The organism is Bacillus cereus group sp. N14 (assembly GCF_016483555.1).
GTDB lineage: Bacteria > Bacillota > Bacilli > Bacillales > Bacillaceae_G > Bacillus_A > Bacillus_A wiedmannii.
Window position 1 is genome coordinate 600,153 of record NZ_JAEHBQ010000001.1, and the last position, 20,592, is coordinate 620,744.

Consider the following 20,592-nt stretch of genomic DNA (forward strand, 5'->3'; position numbering starts at 1 on the left):
AACTATACCACATACGGCAAAAAGATAATAGCACCAATTATAACGGCTATTATCGCAAACAATAAAACCGATCCGGCTGCGACATCCTTTGCAATTTTCGCAAACGGATGTATATCGGTAGTCGCTAAATCTACTGTTTTTTCCACAGCCGTATTTACCATCTCTAAACTCATTACAATTCCTATTACAATAAGTAATACCGTCCACTCTACTTTCGTAATATGGAAATAAAAGCCGCAGTATATAACAATGACTGCGGCTAAATAATGAATTTTCATATTTCGTTCATGACGAAGACAAAAGAATATACCTGCTATAGCATATCCAAAACTATTTATAAGTTTTCCTTTTTTCATCGACCTAATCCAAATGCCTCTAAAATTTCTTTTTGTCTTCCAAACATTTCTTTTTCATCCTCTTCTGTCATGTGGTCATAACCAAGTAAATGTAAAAAGCCATGTAACGCTAAAAAGCCAAGTTCACGATCAAAAGAATGTCCATACTCTTCAGCTTGTTCTTTCGCTCTCGGAATAGAAATAATAAGGTCACCTAACATACGAGGCATCTCTGCACCTACAATTTCCATTTCTCCTTCTCCCATTTCTTCCATAGCAAAGGAAATGACATCAGTAGGCTGATCCTTATCTCGGTAATCACGATTAATCTCGCGAATGCGTTCGTTATCTACAAATGTCACTGATAACTCCGCACCATCCTCTATTTTTTCCATTTGAGCTGCTTTTTCTAATATCTCACGAATTAGATTCACATATTCTTCTTTCACTTCTTCTGTTTCATCAATGAAATCAATTAATAAACTCATTCTTTCTCCTTCTCTTCCGGTGGTTCCGGATATGTAATACGCGAATGGAAAATCCCATTTAACGTTTCACATAACGTTTTTCCAACGATTTGTAGTTCCTTAAACGTCAAATCACATTCACTAAATTGCCCATCTTGCAGGCGATCTTTAATAATACTTTGTACTAAATTATTAATTTGATCTGGCGTTGGGTGATTCATAGAACGTACCGCCGCCTCAACACTATCAGCAATACCAACAATTGCCGACTCTTTTGAAGTTGCTTTTGATCCCGGATAGCGAAACATCTCTTCTGTATATTTTTCTTTATCTTCTTTAATTGCCTTATAATAAAAATATTTAAGTAATGTTGTACCATGGTGTTGTCCAGCAATATCGATAATTTCTTGCGGAATATGGTGTTCTTCGAGCATTCTGACTCCATCTGTTACATGAGCAATGATAATATCTTTACTCGTCACAGGATCTAATTTATCATGTGGATTTTCAATTCCCATCTGGTTTTCAATAAAGAATTGCGGTTGTACCGTTTTTCCTACATCATGATAATACGCCCCTACACGTGCTAATACACCATTTGCTCCAACCGCTTCACACGCTGCCTCAGAAAGATTCGCTACCATTACACTGTGGTGATACGTTCCTGGAGCTTCTAACAAAATTCTACGCAAAAGCGGATGATTCGGACTTGATAGTTCCATAAGCTTCATGCTTGATACAATTCCAAGTCCACTCTCTAAATATGGTAATATCCCCATAGCCAAAACGGATGAGATAATTCCCGAAACGGAAGCCATCAATAATTGCGTTCCAATTTCAAGAGGTGAAAAATTCCCATTACGTAATAATAATAACGCCGCTAAGACGACCACATTTAAGATAGAAACGAGTATACCAGCTTGCAAAATCATCGTACGACGATTTTTTTCCCTTAAGAAAATGCTTACTGATAATGAACTTAACAACACATAAATACCTACACTATAATTCAGTGTACTTGTTACCCCTTCATTAAACATAATACTTCCGCACACAGAAAAAATCATACTTGTTAAAAATACAAATCGATCGCCAATCATTAGTTTTACAAGTATTGTTCCCATCGCAACCGGGACAACATACGCAATTCCTGCATATTCAAGCTTTTGAAACAAACTAATCGTTTTCATTAAAACAATCGTGATAGATAAAATTGTAATATACGCTAAAATATACGGTCTATCTTCTCTTTTACGCTGTAAAAATACTTCAAACTGCTTATGCATAAAGTACAGTAACACACCAATGAGCACTGCTAATCCAACATAAGGCTGAAAGCTATTACCTTTCTCTAATAAACCGACTAATTTCAACTGATTATACATATCACTTGAAATTGTTTCACCTTCTCTAACAATAACTTGTCCTTGAAGAATATAAACAGGTGGAATTAAATCTTCTTCCGCTTTCTTCTTCTCTTTCGTTACAGCCGGATCATAAAAATAATTTGCTGTAATCGCATATGATCCTAGCGCGTTCACAGCTTCCTTCAATCCGCTATTCACATTGAGGCTTTTCATTTCATTAACAAATCGCTCTTTTGCTGCTATTTCTTCGGACATTTTAATATTTCCACCCATAATAACACTAATAGACGTTAGAGCCGCGTTCTTTGCTAATTCTAATTGATCCGGTTCTGCATTAATAAAATATAATAAATTCTCATCAGATAATTCCTTTGTTAAATTAGATGGCAACTTCTTCTTCAATTTTTCTAATTTATTTGCATCGGTCATCTTTTTTTGCTCTTCAGGTCCAGCAGCTTTCATCTCTTGAATTGCTTCATTTACCTTAGCAAAAACATCATTTACAATATCTACTCTATTTTGTTTATATTCACTTCTATATGTATATTGATCCCCAACTTTTTGAGCGGCCTCTTGTTTTTTTCTGTCCGTTATAACCTTATCTTCAATTTTAATAGGAGAATGAATTGTTTTTTTCGCAATAGAATACATATCAACATCTAATTGCTCTGGTTTTACATTATTCATAAGTGCAAAAAACAGCACTGCTCCTAATAAAACGTAAGAAATCCAACTTAGTTTTTTCGAATGTTGTAAATTACGAAACCACTTAGAAATTTCTTCAGATCTTAACATGATTTCAATACCTTCTCCTCTCCAGAAATAAAGTGAAACTATTTATAGCTTTCATTTCTTCTAGCCAACGATACTTTTAAGTAACATTTTGATACACCAGTACCTTTAGTTTATTTCTCTTATCTTTTATGATAGTAAAAAATATGCCGTTCGCCAACCTTAATACAAAAAGAAATGATCCTGACAAATAGGATCATTCCATTTTATCATATGCCTCAATAATACGTTGCACCAGCGGATGCCTCACAACGTCCGTTTGTTCTAATGTAATGAATGAAAGGCCTGATACACCAGATAAAATGTTAGAAGCTAGCGAAAGCCCTGATTTTACCCCTTTTGGTAAGTCTACTTGTGAAGGGTCCCCCGTAATAACCATTTTAGAGCTAAAACCTAATCTAGTTAAAAACATTTTTATTTGTGCACCCGTTGTATTTTGCGCTTCATCTAAAATAACAAATGAATCATCGAGCGTACGCCCCCTCATATAAGCAAGAGGTGCAATTTCAATTACTCCTCGCTCCATCATACGTTGCGTATATTCTTGTCCAAGAATATCGTGCAAAGCATCATACAATGGACGTAAATACGGATCTACCTTCTCTTTCAAATCTCCTGGTAAAAAACCTAAACTTTCTCCAGCTTCTACAGCAGGTCTCGTTAAAATAATTTTCTTTACATACCCTTGCTTTAAAGCTCTCACAGCCATCACTACAGCTAAGTATGTTTTCCCAGTCCCAGCAGGTCCCATTCCAAATACAATATCATTCTTCTTCATTGCATGAATATATCTTCTTTGCCCCATTGTTTTTACACGAATGGATTTACCTTTTGCCGTTTTAAAGATTTCTTCTTCATATAACTCTTCAAATTGAGCAATTTTCCCTTGTTGTGCGAGCTGAATTGCATACGCAACATCTCTTTCTGTAATTGATATACCTTTTCGAATAACAACAAGTAATTGCTGTAAGATTTTTTCTACGAGTGTCACAGTTTCAACTGCTCCAGATGCATGAACAGTTTCACCTCTAGTTACAATCGATACATTCAGTTCCCGTTCAATTACTTTCAAATGAGCATCATTGACTCCAAAAAGAGCGATTGCTTCGTTAGCATTTTCCAATTGTTGGTTCATTTCTACTAATTGTTCTGCCATTACTCAGTCTCCTTGAATATCGGATTCGGATATTGGTTGTGGCTCTGCAATATTTTCGATCACAGTATAATGCAATGTGACTTTTAGTTGATCCGCCTCAACCTCTTTACTCAAAATCTTATCACTTACAATCATAGCATGTTCATCCAATTTTTTCTTTAGTTCTTTTTCAGCCATCTCTTTCGCTACTTTCATTGCCTGTTTTTCTGTATATTCCCGATTCGCTTCTTCCTCTTCTCGTACAATATCTTTTTCATACGCGATCGGCAGTGTAAAACCAAATAGTTTCACATCGTGTTTTACACTTTCAGTACGAGAGCGTTTATACTTATCATGTTGAAATCCCCATATTTTTATTTTCACACTCCCAAATGTAAGGTAATGCTCATTATATGCATTGCCAGTATATACTTGAAATTGCGTCTTTAGTGGCACACTCACCTCAGATGTGTACCACGTTTCTCCATATACAATACCTTTCGCCGAAACAATCGTCGGACTCTCCTCATTACCGTATATCCCTGATACGAGAAGCTGTCCTTTTTCAACATGGTCATTTTTCAAGACAACTGGTTTTCCTACTTCAACAAATGTTTTTGTCACAATCGCTTCTTTTTTTGCAACTAAATTTTGCGGCCTTTGTTCCTTTTCTTTTTTCGGCTCGTTTTTTTCAACAATTTTAAAATGGTACGTCGTTCCTCTTATTTCTAATCCCGCCCAAGTAATCGCATTAATATTGTCTGTCAAATGACGTTGTACATCTTCTACATTAGGCATTTGGAATTGTAATTTCCCTTTTTTAATACCCATTTTGTCCAATTCTTTCATCAATATATATTCTGTTTCAGGTTTCGCTCCTGTAATTTCAATTTTCCAAACCATATTGGATAATGCAATCATGCCAAAAAAGAAAATTAAAAAACCAATTAAGAATCCACTATTTTTAATTAAACGCTTATTCAAAAAAGGAAAACCGTAACGCCCAATAAAATATAGTTTACATTCATTTTTTCTATAAATTGGTTTTATTTTCTTCACATCTCGTAATAACATACAAAAAACTAACGTTTCATCAGCAATCTTCTTAACATCCCAAACTAATAATTTTCTACGTACACATTCGTTAACGAACCGTTCCGCACCTCTACCTTCAATTCGTACTTTTACATATCCAAGCCACTTTATAAACCATTTATTTTTCATCTACTATCTCCACTACCTTTCCAAAAGTATACACACTACTTTTTTCACTTTAATTATCAAAATAGCTCGTACGAAAATGAAATAAAGAGTTCTACCACCCATAAATAGCGAGATAAATTGAATAGTAAGGTCGAATCACGAAAATAACGAAGAAAAACTTCACATATGGAAGTTTCCCTCACTCCTCTTTTTTTTCGTTTTCTAAAAACGTCACTTGCTCAATTATTCCTTCAAGCAAAAGTTCTTCTGGAAGGATTGTTTTAATAATAAAGGATTGCCCTTTAATTAATAATTGACCGTGCTTTAATAACAATCTTACTTCTTTATCCGAAAACACTAATAAACCCCGATGATTCTCTATATAGATATGCACTTGCCCAACAAGCGTAATCCGAGGTAGATCCATTAGCACATCCACTGGCAGGTCTATTTGCTTTGTTAACCAATTCTTCATTTGTTCTAATTTTTTCATCTCAAAAGACCCCCTCTCATCCCATATGTATGAAAAAAGAGCTTGTAATATCACGTCCAAACTGAAAAAAAGCATAAAAAAACGTCTCATACGAAATGAGACGTTTTTTTATGCTAATAGCTGGATAACCAGCTTATTCACAAGTGATCCGTCTGTTTTACCTTTTACTTTCGGCATAACAGCAGTCATCACCTTACCCATATCTGCTTTAGAAGTTGCACCAACTTCAGAAATAACTTGCTTAATTACATTCGCTAGTTCTTCTTCTGTTAATTGCTCCGGCAAATATGCGCTTAAAATCTGAATTTCACTTTGCAGTTTATTAACAAGGTCTTCACGACCAGCTTTTTTAAATTCAAGGAGGGAGTCCTTATACTGTTTTACTTCACGAGCTAAAACTGTTAATTCCTCTTCTTCAGTAAGAGTATGTTGCAGTTTAATACCTTCATTTTGTAAAGCAGCCTTAACCATACGAATAACGGTTAATTTTTCTTTTTGTTTATTCTTCATCGCTTGTTTCATATCATCGTTTAAACGACCGAGAAGACTCATAACTTACACCCTCTCTTAGAATTTACGCTTTCTTGCCGCTTCAGATTTCTTCTTACGTTTTACACTTGGTTTTTCATAAAACTCGCGCTTTCTTGCTTCAGCAAGTGTACCAGTTTTAGAAACCGATCTTTTAAAACGGCGAAGTGCATCCTCCAAAGACTCGTTTTTACGAACGACTGTTTTTGACATTCTCTTTCCCTCCCTCCGAAACATCACACTTACATACTAATTTCAGCATGCAAAAAGAAACCCTTCTTCAGCATGTCTTTTACGATTATAATACATTTTATCACTTCAGGTCAACTATTTGGCAGAATAAAAGAAGAATAGATGCCCTTTCCTGTTCAAAAGCTATGTAGATAGCTATTATCCTTTTCCCCTGAAAACAACTATATTTTTATCATTACATCTTTTTTAATGCAGGAATGTACGAAACAACTACTCATTCGACGTACCTGTCTTTTCAGTACTTAACTTCTCCACGAAAAAAAGAAAGCATGCAAATCGTTTCCGTTTGCATGCTTTTTTTATCCCGCTATTTGCCGGGCAGTAAGACCCCCACCTCAAAATTCAGCAAAAGCAAAGAACTTAGGTAGTAATCCGGCTGATAATTAGTAGGAAGGAACAAAAACCTCACTCATTAAAGTTTCATTTTATGCGCTTGCTGATTCTTTTTTTACATCATCTTCAAGAACACGAACAAATTGCGCTTCGTTATATGGATAACCAGCTTTCGTAATTTTCACTTTCACTAGCTTACCAATTAACTCTTCTGATCCTTCAAATACAATTTTTAAGTAGTTATCCGTATAGCCTACATATAACCCTTTACGGTCGCCCTCTTTAAATTGCTCTTCCGGAATGATTTCAAGCACTTCCCCTTCAAACTGTGATGCATACTCTTTCGCTAATTGGTTAGATAGTTCAATTAAACGATGAACACGATCATTCTTCACATCTTCAGGAACTTGATCTTCCATACGCGCTGCAGGTGTTCCTGTACGCTTTGAGTAAGGGAATACGTGTAACTCAGAGAAGCGATTCTCTTTAATGAAATTGTATGTTTCCATGAATTCTTCTTCTGTTTCACCTGGGAAACCAACAATTACATCCGATGTAATCGCAAGGCCTGGTAACGCTTCTTTCAATCGATCTAAACGCTCTTGGAAAAATTCCATCGTATACTTACGACGCATACGCTTTAATACAGTATTAGATCCAGATTGCAATGGAATGTGCAAGTGACGTACAACTACTTCAGACTTATCTAACACTTTAATTACTTCATCTGAAATCTGACTCGCTTCAATAGAAGAAATGCGTAGACGTTTTAATCCGCCTACTTCCGCTTCCATATCACGAAGTAATCCAGCTAAGTTATAATCTTTAATATCTTCACCGTACCCACCTGTATGAATACCTGTTAATACGATTTCTTTATAACCTGCATCTACTAATTGCTGCGCTTGTTTAATAACTTCTTTTCCATCACGAGAACGCATTAAACCACGTGCCCAAGGAATGATACAGAATGTACAGAAATTATTACAACCCTCTTGTATTTTTAAAGATGCACGTGTACGATCCGTGAAATAAGGTACATCCAGTTCTTCGTATACACGTGTTTTCATAATGTTGCGGACAGCATTAATTGGTTGACGCTCTTTGCGGAATTCTTCGATGTATCCTAACATCTTTTCACGATCCTGTGTACCAACTACAATATCTACGCCTGGAATCGCCATAATTTCCGCTGGAGATGTTTGTGCATAACATCCCGTTACACAAATAACCGCATCCGGATTTTGACGAACAGCACGTCTAATAACTTGACGGCTTTTCTTATCTCCCGTATTCGTTACTGTACACGTATTAATAACATATACATCAGCTTTCTTTTCATATTCAGTTCTTTCATATCCACCTTGTTTAAACAATTGCCAAATGGCCTCTGTTTCATAGTGGTTTACTTTACAACCTAACGTATGGAACGCAACAGTTGACATTGATCATCACCCCATCAATTCAAAATGATACGAAGCAGCACTTAACGCGTATAACGGCGCCGTTTCTGTTCTTAAAATTCTTGGTCCTAAACTACATGGTACAAATTTATGTTCACGAAGCGTAGTAATCTCTTCCTCCGCTAAACCACCTTCTGGTCCAAATACAATCAATAGTTTTTGACCTGGTTTCATCGTCGTTAAAGCTTTAGCAAAATTGGATTTCTCACCTTGTTTTGCTTCCTCTTCGTACGCAACAAGACATACATCATACTCATTACTCATTGAAAGCAATTGCTTAAATGATGCCGGAGCATGCACTTCTGGAATTTCGCTTCTATGCGATTGTTCCGCAGCTTCTTTCACAATTTTTCTTAAACGCTCAACTTTTTTATCAGCTTTTTTCGCATCCCATTTTACAATAGAGCGAGATGCTTGAAATGGTAAAAATGCGGCCGCCCCAAGCTCAGTTCCTTTTTGGAAAATTAACTCTAGCTTGTCTCCTTTTGGCAGTCCACTTGCAATCGTCACGAAAACAGGAAGTTCACTTGACGCCTCTACCCATTCTACAATAGCCGTATTAATAAATTCACTGGTAATTTCATCAATTGAACATATTGCTGTTTTTCCGTTTACACAGCAATAAATGTGATCACCAGCTGACATACGCATCACTCTTGCGATATGATGTACGTCATCACCTACAATGCGAATACTTGTCTCATTTACATATTTCTCTTCTACAAAATAACGTTGCATATAATCACCTTAGTAGAGTTTCGTTCCTTTCGTAAGTCAACACTTACGAAAAGAACGAAACGTTATCATTTTTTCATATAACAAACGGCAAGTCCCTCACCTTATAGTGAGAGACTCCCCTTTTCATTATAAACTAAAATCTATATTACGCATTTCGTGCAATAATTGCTACCCAATCTTCCATTCGTAATACTTCTTCAATTGTAAATCCAGCTTTTTCTAGCGCTTCAGAAATTATCTTTTCCTTCGCTGCAATAATGCCCGATGTAATAAATAATCCGCCCGACTTCACAACTCTTGCTGCATCCTCAGGGAATAAAAGAATAATTTCTGCTAATAAGTTAGCTACGATTAAATCAACAGGACCTTCAATACCTTCTAAAAGACTATTTTGCCCAACAGACACGATATCATCTGTTTTATTTAAACGTACATTCATTTCTGCACTTTCCACTGCAACCGGATCTAAATCATACGCTTGAACAGAAGACGCACCTAATTTTGCCGCTGCAATACTAAGTACACCAGAACCTGTTCCTACATCAATGACAGTATCACCTGGCTGAACTGTTTTTTCTAAAGCACGAATACACATCGTTGTTGTCGGATGAGTTCCTGTTCCAAACGCCATACCTGGATCTAATTCAATAATTTTTTCTTCCGGAGAAGCTGGTGTATATTCTTCCCACGTCGGCACAATTGTGAATGTATCAGAAATTTGTACTGGATGGTAATATTTTTTCCAAGCAGTAGCCCAATCTTCTTCATTGACTTCGTTAACGGTAATATTTCCAGTACCAATTTCGATGTCGTAAGATGGAAGCATATCAATAGATGATTTTACACCCGCAATCGTTTCCTGTAAAGAATCCGTTTGTGGGAAATATGCTTTTATTAATACACCTTCCGCCGGATATTCATCTGGGTTCAATGCATAAATTTCACCATATTGTTGCTCGCGCTCTTTCGTCAACTCCGCTGGATCCTCAATCGCAACTCCACTAGCACCAGCTTCATGTAAAATATGAGAGACAGCTTCTACTGCTTCTTCTGTTGTATGAATACTAACTTCTGACCATTTCACAATTTACCAACTCCATTTTTCATTTCCATTATTCCCCTTTGAAAGCACGTTTAAGCTTTCCAAATAAACTATCATCCTGCTCTTCTTGTCCCGCAAATTCACGTAATAACTCTTTTTGATGTGAAGTTAATTTCGTCGGTACAACAACACGAACGACTACATATTGATCTCCTTGACCGTATCCACGTACGTTCGGAGCACCTTTTCCTTTTAAGCGGAATTCTGTTCCTGTTTGTGTTCCTGCTGGAATTTTTAGCTTCACTTTCCCATGAACAGTAGGAACTTCCACTTCAGCACCAAGTGCCATTTGCGCAAATGTTAATGGCATTTCACAAATAATGTGATCTCCTTCACGCTCAAAGAATTCATGATTTCTCACATGAACAACAACATATAAATCTCCTGCCGGTCCGCCATTTACGCCCGCTTCACCTTTTCCAGATACACGAATTTGTTGACCATTATCAATACCTGCTGGAATTTTAACATTGATTTTTTTACGTTTACGTACTTTACCAGAACCGTGACATGTCGTACATTTTTCTTTAATCATTTGACCAGTTCCTGAACAATGACCACAAGCTTGACGGTTTACGATACGACCAAATGGTGTATTTTGTTCTACACTTACTTGCCCTGATCCTGAACAATGTTTACATGTTTCTTTTGAAGTTCCTGGTTTCGCTCCGCTACCTTTACAAGTATCACATGGATCTTCTACTGGAATCTCAACATTTAATTCTTTACCAAAAATAGCTTCCTCAAACTCTAAAGTAACTTGATATTGTAAGTCAGCACCTTGACGCGGAGCATTTGGATCACGACGTCTACCGCCACCGCCGCCAAAGAACGAACTAAAGATATCTTCGAAACCGAAGCCACCGCCGAAGTCTCCTCCGCCGCCAAAGCCACCGAAACCTTGATTTGCACCAGCATGACCAAATTGATCATATTGCGCGCGCTTTTGATCGTCGCTTAATACTTCGTATGCTTCTTGTACTTCTTTAAACTTTTCAATTGCATTTTCTTCTTTACTTACGTCTGGATGGTATTTTTTAGCCAAACGACGATACGCTTTTTTTATTTCATCTTTTGAAGCACCCTGGCTAAGTCCAAGGACCTCATAATAGTCTCGTTTACTCATAAATTTACAACCCCCGAATCTTTCACATAAACGTAATTTTAACACCGAAAGAAAGTGCTTTGCAACAAAGTTTCCTCACTTACAGTATGCAAAGTAAAAAACTTAAGAACCTCACACTTTTCTTTTCATTCGTGAAAAAAGCCAAAGTCAAGGCACGCTTGACTTTGACTTTTTGTCATCCTACTTATTTATATTACTTATCTTCTTTTACTTCTTCGAACTCAGCGTCTACTACATTGTCTTTCTTCGCGCCAGCATCTTGTGCTCCTTGTGCACCTTCTGCTTGCCCTGCAGCTGCTTGAGCTTGCTCGTATAATTTAACAGTTAATTGTTGTACGATTTCTTGTAAAGCGTCTTTTTTCGCACGGATTTCCTCAAGCTCGTTCTTCTCAATCGCAGCTTGTAATGCTTCTTTCGCTTCTGTTGCTTTTGCAACTTCAGCCGCATCCACTTTACCTTCTAAATCTTTTACAACTTTATCTGTTTGGAATACAAGTTGATCAGCTTCGTTACGAAGTTCAACTTCTTCCTTACGTTTTTGGTCAGCGTCAGCATTTGCTTCTGCTTCTTGTACCATACGATCTACTTCTTCATCAGAAAGACCTGAAGAAGATTGGATTGTAATAGTTTGCTCTTTGCTTGTTCCTAAGTCTTTTGCACGTACGTTAACGATACCGTTCGCATCAATATCGAATGTTACTTCGATTTGTGGAATACCACGTGGTGCTGGTGGAAGGTCTGTTAATTGGAAACGACCTAATGTTTTGTTGTCAGCTGACATTGGACGCTCACCTTGTAATACGTGAATATCTACTGCCGGTTGGTTATCAGCAGCTGTTGAGAATACTTGTGACTTACTTGTTGGAATTGTAGTGTTACGCTCGATTAATTTCGTGAACACACCACCCATAGTTTCAATACCTAAAGAAAGTGGAGTTACGTCTAATAATAGTACGCCTTCTACATCACCAGTAAGTACGCCACCTTGAACTGCAGCACCTAATGCTACAACTTCATCAGGGTTTACACCTTTATATGGTTCTTTACCAGTTTCACGTTTAATAGCTTCTTGTACAGCTGGGATACGAGTAGATCCACCAACAAGGATAACTTTATCTAATTCACTTGGAGCAAAACCAGCGTCTTTTAATGCACGACGAGTTGGCTCTAACGTTCTTTCAACAAGACCTGCTGAAATCTCTTCGAATTTCGCTCTTGTTAACGTTAATTCTAAGTGTAATGGACCAGCAGCTCCAGCACTAATGAATGGTAATGAAATTTGTGTTTGTGTTACGCCAGAAAGATCTTTTTTCGCTTTTTCAGCTGCATCTTTCAAACGTTGAAGTGCCATTTTATCTTGGCTTAAATCAATGTTATTTTCTTTTTTGAACTCAGCTACTAAGTGGTCAATAATAACTTGGTCAAAGTCATCTCCACCAAGACGGTTGTCACCAGCAGTTGAAATAACTTCGAATGTTCCATCTGCTAACTCAAGGATAGATACGTCAAATGTACCGCCACCTAAGTCATATACTAAGATTTTTTGCTCTTCATCTTGTTTTTCTAAACCGTAAGCAAGCGCTGCTGCTGTTGGTTCGTTAATGATACGCTCAACTTCTAAACCAGCGATACGACCAGCATCTTTTGTTGCTTGACGTTCTGCATCGTTGAAGTATGCAGGTACTGTAATAACAGCTTTTGTTACTGTTTCACCTAAGTATGCTTCAGCAGAAGCTTTTAAGTTTTGTAAAATGATTGCAGAAATTTCTTGAGGTGTATAATCTTTACCTTCAACTTCTACTTTGTAGTCTGTACCCATATGACGTTTAACAGACATGATTGTATTTGGGTTTGTAATTGCTTGACGCTTTGCAACTTCCCCAACTTGACGCTCTTCATTTTTGAAAGCTACAACAGAAGGTGTTGTACGGTTTCCTTCTGGATTTGGGATAACCTTTGGTTCTCCACCTTCCATAACAGCTACACAAGAGTTTGTTGTACCTAAGTCAATACCGATAATTTTACTCATGGCGAATCCTCCTACTTTTATGTAAATTATTGATTTACTTTTACCATTGATGGGCGAATCACACGGTCTTTTAGTTTATAACCTTTTTGGAATTCTTCAACTACCGCGTTTGATTCAAATTCACTATCTTCCACTTGCATAATAGCTTGGTGTTCATTAGGATCAAACTGTTTACCAACAGCTTCAATCGCTTCAACGCCTTCTTTAGTCAACGCTTCTAACAATTGACGATGCACCATTTCCATACCTTGTAACAAGGATTTCGTTTGCTCATCAGTTGCTTCCACTTGCATCGCTCTTTCAAAATTATCAAGAGCTGGCAAAATATCTGAAACTAGACTTTGTGCTCTATATTTTTCAGCAGCCTGTTTATCCATTTGGACACGACGCTTATAATTTTCAAAATCAGCTTGTAGACGTAATGTGCGACCTTCCGTTTCCGTTAGCTTCGCTTGTAACTCATCTACTTTTTCTTGTAAAAGAGCAGCCTCACTTTTTTCTTCTACAGTTTTTTCACTGTTTTCTGTCGTGACAGCTTCTTCAACTTGCGCTTCTTTTACTTCTTCTACCACTTGTTCGTTACGCTCTTCCACAATATTCACCTCCTTAAAAGGTATTAGGTATTATGCTGAACACAATTCCTTAAGCATTATATATTACACACAGCAATGAAAATTTCATTACTTGAGCGAATGTATTACTCTCATTTACTTTTTAAGTCCATCAGTAAATTGTCTCGTAAATAACTGTAACAAACTAATTACCCGAGAGTATTGCATTCTTGTCGGACCTAAAATAGCAATTGTTCCAAGCTGTTCTTCTCCAATCGAATATGTTGCAGAAATTAAACTACAATCTTCCATGGCCGTCGCAGAGTTTTCCCTACCAATGTTCACTTGAATACCTACTTGTTTATGACGCAAAATGTCATAAAACTCGGCTTCATTATCAATCATCGTCAGCAAGGATCTTACTTTGTGAATGTCATGGAACTCTGGTTGCGAAAGCATATTTGCTTTGCCTCCAAAGTATATCTTTTCCGATAAAGGAACTTGAAATGTACCATCTAACATTTTTATTGCACTATCGTAATTATGAACATATCCACGTAAAACTGTAACAATCTCTTTAAAGATTTTGTTATGCAGTTCTGCCATTGGTACACCCGACAGCTTTTCATTTAAAATATTAACCATTTTTTCTAAATCTGATAAATCAACAGATTCCGGAACGGTAATCGTTTTGCTTTGTACATGCCCTGTATCCGTTACAATAATAGCGACTGCAGTTTGATGGTCAAGCGGTACAATTTGTACGTTTTTAAGTTTATTTGTGCTTAACTTCGGTCCAAGAACAATGGCCGTATAATTCGTAAGCTCTGATAAAATTTGAGCCGATTGTTGTGCAATCTTTTCCGCTTCAAAAATTCTTTCAGCAAATAAATCTTTAATTTGTACAATTTCATCGTTCGGTAAGTTTTGCGGCGCTAAAAGATGGTCTACATAAAAACGATATCCTTTTTCAGAAGGAACACGTCCTGAAGAACTATGCGTTTTCTCAATAAATCCTAGTTCCTCTAAATCAGCCATTTCATTTCGAATAGTAGCTGAACTAAACGTAATTTCATCTTTCTTAGCCAACGTCCTCGACCCAACAGGTTGCGCTGATCCAATAAAGTCATCAATAATTGTTTGTAAAATTAAGAGCTGACGTTCCGTAAGCATCTCATCATCACCTCTGTTAGCACTCTTTGTCTTCGAGTGCTAAATCTATTAATAACTTACCAAAATTGACATTCAATTGTCAACGGAAACGTCACGAAATAATGAAACTTTTTCACGTTTATGGAACATTTAATTAGTCAATCAAAAATGATTGGAATACTTCATTCCCTAATAATTTTCCTTTTCGCGTTAAACGAACATATCCATCTTTCTCTTCAAGCAATCCTTGTTCTTGATTTTTTTGCAACTGCTTCGCGAAAACTTGATTCATCTCCATATTAAATTTCTTTTGAAACAATATTTTAGATACACCTTGTGTTTTTCGAAGTCCTAAGAACAACTCTTCTTCCATTCTTTCTTTCTCCGTCACCGCGTGAACATCTAAATATGGAAATCCAGTTTCATCGATTTTATTGAAATATTGCTTGAGCGGCCCTACATTTTGGATACGTTCTCCATTTACATAACTATGCGCTCCAGCTCCAAATCCATAATACTCCTCATTATTCCAGTATGTGAGATTGTGTCTACTTTCATTATCACCTTTTGAGAAATTGCTAATTTCATACTGGCTATAGCCGTGTTTCTCCATTTCATCCATTACCATTTCATACATTTTCGCTTCATGATCTTCACCTGGAAGTCTTAATTTCCCTTTATTCATTAAGTTATAAAACACAGTTTTCGGTTCCACAATTAATGAATATGCTGAGAAATGTTGTACACCCAGCGTAAAAGCAATGTCTAATGTTTCTTTTACATCTTCTATCGTCTGCCCTGGCAGAGCATAAATAATATCTACATTTATATTTTTAAAGCCCACTTCCTGCGCTTCTCTAATTGCTACAAATGCATCTTCCCTCGTATGCTTACGCCCAATTTTCTCAAGCAACTCATCCCGAAATGTTTGCACACCAAAACTAATTCGGTTCACTCCACCTTCTAGCAATACATTTAACTTCTCTTTCGGTAAATCACCTGGATTCGCTTCAAATGTTAATTCACAATTTGGAGCAAATGGACGTAAGCGACGGTTTATAATATCTAGTAACTTTTTTGTCTGTTCCATATTTAACGCTGTCGGAGTTCCTCCACCAACAAAAATCGTTTTCATACTATCAAACGGTACTTTTTGAACTGTATTTATTATTTCTTTCTCTAAATACTCTAAATATTGATCGACCGGTTGGCGTTCAATAAACACTTTATTAAAATCACAATAGTGACAAATATGCTGACAAAATGGAATATGAATATATGCAGCTTGAACCAAATATAACTCCTACCTTTCTAAAAAGAAAACCTCCGCACTCCGGAGGAATCTTCACTTCTCTAACGTATTACGAATTTGTTCCATTCGCATTTTTCCCCAATCATACATCATTTCAACGATCGGTAAAAGCGACATGCCTAATTCCGTCATATAATACTCTACTCGCGGAGGAATTTCTGGGTATACTGTTCGGTCAACAATCCCATCTTCCATTAACTCTTTTAATTGGTTCGACAAAACTTTATGAGAAATGCTTGGGAATAATCGTTGTAATTCACTAAAACGATGAGGCCCTTCCACACCAAGATGCCACAGTATCACAACTTTCCACTTCCCGCTAATAATAGAAAGCGTCAATTCCTTTTCACAATTAAAATTGCCATTTTGTATTTTTTCGTGAATATCTTTTCGAATATTTTCGGACATTAATAGTCTCCTAACTCTATATCAATCATTCATAAATATAGCCACCTCACTATTGTAAATGAGAGAAGCTACGTTGTCTAAAAAGTAATTATACATAAAAAAGAAGCCGTATAAACGACTTCTTTTTTTATCTCAATCCGCATGAAATAACAATCAATTATTAGTTGTCATCCATTTTCAGTACAGCCATGAATGCTTCTTGCGGTACTTCTACAGAACCAACAGACTTCATACGTTTTTTACCTTCTTTTTGCTTATCAAGAAGTTTACGCTTACGAGAAATGTCACCACCGTAACATTTCGCAAGTACGTTTTTACGCATTGCCTTAATTGTAGAACGTGCTACAACCTTGTTTCCGATAGTCGCCTGAATTGGTACTTCGAACTGTTGTCTTGGAATTAATTCTTTTAATTTCTCTACGATTACTTTACCACGATCATACGCTGAATCACGGTGTACGATAAATGATAGAGCATCGACTTGTTCGTTATTTAAAAGAATATCCATTTTCACAAGTTTCGATGGTTTGTAACCAATTAACTCGTAGTCAAACGATGCATATCCTTTCGTATTTGATTTCAACTGATCGAAGAAGTCATATACGATTTCTGATAACGGGATTTCGTATGTTAGTGTAACACGTGTTTCATCTAAATATTGCATATCAATAAACGTTCCACGTTTACCTTGGCAAATTTCCATTACAGCTCCAACATAGTCATTCGGAACCATAATTGAAGCCTTCACAAACGGCTCTTCTACACGATCAATAGACTGTGGATCTGGCATATTAGATGGATTATCAACAATAACATCTTCACCGTTCGTTAAATAAACTTTATAAATAACGCTTGGTGCTGTTGTAATTAAATCGATTTTAAATTCACGTTCAATACGTTCTTGAATGATTTCCATGTGAAGAAGTCCTAAGAAACCACAACGGAAACCAAATCCTAGCGCTTGAGATGTTTCTGGTTCAAACTCAAGAGCAGAATCGTTTAACTCTAATTTTTCTAACGCATCACGTAAGTCGTTGTAACGTGCAGAATCGATTGGATATAAACCACAGAATACCATCGGGTTTAATTTACGATAACCTGCTAACGCCTCTGCAGCCGGACGTTTTGCATGTGTGATCGTATCACCTACGCGTGTATCACCTACGTTTTTAATAGATGCTGCTAAGAAACCTACATCACCTACTGTTAACTCGTCACGTTGCGTTGTTTTCGGTGTAAACACACCTACTTCTGTTACTTCAAATTCTTTTCCAGTTGCCATCATACGTACTTTATCGCCAACTTTTACCGTTCCATTTACAACACGGATATATGCAATTACACCGCGGTACGGGTCATATAAAGAATCGAAAATCATACATTGTAAAGGCTCTTCTGAATCACCTGTTGGAGCTGGTACCTTTTCAACGATTTGTTCTAAAATATCTTCAATACCAATACCAGCTTTCGCTGAAGCAAGTACAGCTTCCGATGCATCTAAACCAATTACATCTTCTACCTCTTGACGTACACGTTCTGGGTCCGCACTTGGTAAGTCGATCTTATTAATAACTGGTAATATTTCTAAATTATTATCAAGCGCTAAATATACGTTCGCTAATGTTTGCGCCTCAATCCCTTGTGCTGCATCCACAACAAGAATCGCACCTTCACAAGCCGCTAAACTACGAGATACTTCGTACGTAAAGTCGACGTGTCCTGGAGTATCGATTAAGTGAAGAATATACTCTTCACCGTCTTTCGCTTTATACGTTAGTTGTACTGCATTTAATTTAATTGTAATACCGCGCTCACGCTCTAAATCCATAGAGTCAAGCAATTGAGCTTTCATTTCACGTTGTGTTAACGCGTTTGTTTTCTCTAAAATACGGTCTGCTAACGTTGATTTTCCGTGGTCAATATGAGCAATGATAGAGAAATTACGGATTTTGGACTGTCTTTTTGCTCTTTCTTCTTTGTTCATCTATGTTCTCAACTCCTAATAGTCTCGCCAATATACACTAGCACTGATTATATCAATAGAGCAGCAAAGATTCAATGAAAACTCGTGCTGCTTACAATACAAATCATTCTATTTATATCTTATGCGAACAAACCATAAGAGACAAACCTTTTTCAAATTTAAAAACGGCTGTCGTACAAAATGGTAAGACAACCGTTCTTCCTGCTACCCTTAACTAAAAATCTCTCTCACTTTCCCAACAACTATATCCGTTCCGAACTTTGTTACTTCATAAGTAGCACTTGCTATTGCCATACCAATTCCTTCTACAACATTAAAGCTTTTTAAGCTTTCTAATTGTTTTTGTTTTTCAGCAACGGAAAACGAACTTCCCAAAATTTCCGATTCAGCACCCGCACCCTCTGTTCCTGTCATATGAGCGATTTGTTCATACGACATTTGCTGATAACCTTTCATACTTTTCAAACCATGATTAGCAAGTGCCACCCCTGCTATTATCATAAGTAAACATAAGGCCGCACTACATATACATAAAAGCGAAAAACGGCTTAAACGATTATCGTCTCTTCCCATCAATGTGTATATGCTCCTGTATTATCTTGGTCAATTTGATGATGCAAGGCTGCATTTAAACCACTCGCTATTACATTCGCCATATCCTCTATGAAAGCATCCACTTCTTTCGGAGTCACCATTAAATTATGACCAAGAGGAGATAACACTTCATAAATTAATTTTCTCTTCTCTTCATCTTCCAGTGTACCTACAGCACCTAAAAACATATTCCGACTCTTTTCATCCGGCATATCTTCTTCTGTTAATTTTTTCTTTTCTCCAAATGTAAAACCGGCTGGCAACAAAGAACGGGAAGGTTTGTTTCCTTCTTTCATCTCCCGTCCAAAATGTTTCAAAATAAAATCAATTGTATCGCTTGTAATCGAAACTGCATCAACCACAGTCGGAACACCAATCGCGATAACAGGAATACCCAATGTTTCTTTACTAAGTTCCTTACGCTTATTCCCAACACCCGATCCAGGATGAATTCCCGTATCAGAAATTTGTATCGTACTATTTACTCGTTCAATAGAGCGGGCAGCTAATGCATCAATTGCAATGACAAAGTCTGGCTTCGTCTTCTCAATGATTCCATAAATGACATCGCTCGTTTCGATTCCTGTAATTCCCATTACCCCCGGCCGAATTGCACTAACAGGCCTAAACCCTTCTTCTACACTTTCAGGCTGCAATTGAAACAAATGTCTCGTTACCAATACATTTTCTACAACGATTGGTCCAAGCGCATCTGGCGTTACATTCCAATTCCCAAGGCCAACAATTAAACAACTCGCTTCTTTCGTAACGCCAACCTCTTCTAAGAAATAAGAAAATTCTTTTGCAAAAATGCGCTCTACTTTTTGTTGCAGTTCCGTATCTTGTTGACGTATACCTTGTACTTCAAGCGTTAAATAACTCCCAGGTTTTTTACCCATCGATTCAGAGGCAATTTCATCAATCGTTACTTTTGTAATGGTAATACCTTCTTCTTCCCTCTCTTTGACAATAACTCCTTGTATCCCTTTTTGCTCTTCTTGACTCTCTTGCAGCATTTCATGTGCCTCTACAGCAAGGTCCGTTCTAACACTATATTTACTTAAATCTAATGGTTCTTTCATCGTATCTCCTCCGTAATTCATAGTAAATATCGTTAGATTTCCCAAAGTTATATAAGGTCATTCTTTCCTTTACGTGAAATTTCATTGATATACTATTGCAATTCTCTTCACCGTTTGATAGAATATCACTTGTTCTATGTTAAGAA

Annotated in this window: 20 protein-coding genes; all 20 read right to left on the bottom strand. The window is 36.9% G+C overall.

The annotated features are described in order from the left end of the window. Nucleotides 1–2: 2 nt before the first annotated feature. Complete coding sequence (locus JDS82_RS03180) at nt 3–356, bottom strand: diacylglycerol kinase family protein (protein ID WP_199712629.1); 354 nt, start codon at nt 354–356, stop codon at nt 3–5. Then, nucleotides 353–823, bottom strand: a complete 471-nt coding sequence (gene ybeY, locus JDS82_RS03185) for an rRNA maturation RNase YbeY (protein ID WP_000054689.1) — start codon at nt 821–823, stop codon at nt 353–355. Before ybeY ends, JDS82_RS03180 begins: the two co-directional genes overlap by 4 nt. Then, nucleotides 820–2,964: an HD family phosphohydrolase gene (locus JDS82_RS03190; protein ID WP_048562280.1), complete on the bottom strand. Its 2,145-nt coding sequence runs from the start codon at nt 2,962–2,964 to the stop codon at nt 820–822. Before JDS82_RS03190 ends, ybeY begins: the two co-directional genes overlap by 4 nt. Before the next feature lie 193 nt (nt 2,965–3,157). After that, complete coding sequence (locus tag JDS82_RS03195) at nt 3,158–4,117, bottom strand: PhoH family protein (protein WP_000840500.1); 960 nt, start codon at nt 4,115–4,117, stop codon at nt 3,158–3,160. Nucleotides 4,118–4,120: 3 nt separating this feature from the next. Beyond that, nucleotides 4,121–5,320 carry a sporulation protein YqfD gene (yqfD, locus tag JDS82_RS03200; RefSeq protein ID WP_000792474.1) on the bottom strand — a complete coding sequence of 400 codons (1,200 nt, stop codon included), beginning with the start codon at nt 5,318–5,320 and terminating at the stop codon, nt 4,121–4,123. 178 nt (nt 5,321–5,498) lie between these two features. After that, a complete protein-coding gene (gene yqfC / locus JDS82_RS03205) occupies nt 5,499–5,792 on the bottom strand; it encodes a sporulation protein YqfC (RefSeq protein WP_000732264.1) in 294 nt (97 codons plus the stop codon). A 108-nt stretch (nt 5,793–5,900) separates the two neighbouring features. Then, entirely contained in the window at nt 5,901–6,344 is a 444-nt protein-coding gene (locus JDS82_RS03210) for a GatB/YqeY domain-containing protein (protein ID WP_000054579.1), read from the bottom strand. A gap of 15 nt (nt 6,345–6,359) precedes the next feature. After that, nucleotides 6,360–6,533, bottom strand: a complete 174-nt coding sequence (gene rpsU, locus JDS82_RS03215) for a 30S ribosomal protein S21 (protein WP_000048061.1) — start codon at nt 6,531–6,533, stop codon at nt 6,360–6,362. Between the two features lie 464 nt (nt 6,534–6,997). After that, the gene (mtaB, locus tag JDS82_RS03220; RefSeq protein ID WP_000108690.1) at nt 6,998–8,350 is read right to left on the bottom strand and encodes a tRNA (N(6)-L-threonylcarbamoyladenosine(37)-C(2))-methylthiotransferase MtaB; all 1,353 of its coding nucleotides are present in this window, start codon (nt 8,348–8,350) and stop codon (nt 6,998–7,000) included. A gap of 6 nt (nt 8,351–8,356) precedes the next feature. Then, the gene (locus JDS82_RS03225) at nt 8,357–9,106 is read right to left on the bottom strand and encodes a 16S rRNA (uracil(1498)-N(3))-methyltransferase (RefSeq protein ID WP_001190150.1); all 750 of its coding nucleotides are present in this window, start codon (nt 9,104–9,106) and stop codon (nt 8,357–8,359) included. A gap of 145 nt (nt 9,107–9,251) precedes the next feature. Continuing rightward, nucleotides 9,252–10,190: a 50S ribosomal protein L11 methyltransferase gene (gene prmA, locus JDS82_RS03230; RefSeq protein ID WP_000872122.1), complete on the bottom strand. Its 939-nt coding sequence runs from the start codon at nt 10,188–10,190 to the stop codon at nt 9,252–9,254. Between the two features lie 28 nt (nt 10,191–10,218). Beyond that, complete coding sequence (gene dnaJ, locus JDS82_RS03235) at nt 10,219–11,334, bottom strand: chaperone protein DnaJ (RefSeq protein WP_000043954.1); 1,116 nt, start codon at nt 11,332–11,334, stop codon at nt 10,219–10,221. Between the two features lie 193 nt (nt 11,335–11,527). Further along, nucleotides 11,528–13,363: a chaperone protein DnaK gene (gene dnaK / locus JDS82_RS03240; protein WP_000034697.1), complete on the bottom strand. Its 1,836-nt coding sequence runs from the start codon at nt 13,361–13,363 to the stop codon at nt 11,528–11,530. Nucleotides 13,364–13,389: 26 nt separating this feature from the next. Further along, the gene (gene grpE / locus JDS82_RS03245) at nt 13,390–13,956 is read right to left on the bottom strand and encodes a nucleotide exchange factor GrpE (RefSeq protein WP_000392716.1); all 567 of its coding nucleotides are present in this window, start codon (nt 13,954–13,956) and stop codon (nt 13,390–13,392) included. Nucleotides 13,957–14,070: 114 nt separating this feature from the next. Further along, nucleotides 14,071–15,087 carry a heat-inducible transcriptional repressor HrcA gene (gene hrcA / locus JDS82_RS03250; protein WP_000954944.1) on the bottom strand — a complete coding sequence of 339 codons (1,017 nt, stop codon included), beginning with the start codon at nt 15,085–15,087 and terminating at the stop codon, nt 14,071–14,073. 133 nt (nt 15,088–15,220) lie between these two features. Next, nucleotides 15,221–16,360 (bottom strand): radical SAM family heme chaperone HemW, encoded by a 1,140-nt coding sequence (hemW, locus tag JDS82_RS03255; protein ID WP_000249446.1) that lies wholly within the window; start codon nt 16,358–16,360, stop codon nt 15,221–15,223. A 51-nt stretch (nt 16,361–16,411) separates the two neighbouring features. Beyond that, nucleotides 16,412–16,786, bottom strand: a complete 375-nt coding sequence (locus tag JDS82_RS03260) for a winged helix-turn-helix transcriptional regulator (RefSeq protein ID WP_001293536.1) — start codon at nt 16,784–16,786, stop codon at nt 16,412–16,414. A gap of 160 nt (nt 16,787–16,946) precedes the next feature. Beyond that, nucleotides 16,947–18,770: an elongation factor 4 gene (gene lepA / locus JDS82_RS03265; protein WP_001030960.1), complete on the bottom strand. Its 1,824-nt coding sequence runs from the start codon at nt 18,768–18,770 to the stop codon at nt 16,947–16,949. A gap of 210 nt (nt 18,771–18,980) precedes the next feature. Continuing rightward, nucleotides 18,981–19,346, bottom strand: a complete 366-nt coding sequence (locus tag JDS82_RS03270) for a YqxA family protein (RefSeq protein ID WP_002107663.1) — start codon at nt 19,344–19,346, stop codon at nt 18,981–18,983. Then, entirely contained in the window at nt 19,343–20,446 is a 1,104-nt protein-coding gene (gene gpr, locus JDS82_RS03275; RefSeq protein ID WP_000662625.1) for a GPR endopeptidase, read from the bottom strand. Before gpr ends, JDS82_RS03270 begins: the two co-directional genes overlap by 4 nt. Nucleotides 20,447–20,592 lie beyond the last annotated feature (146 nt).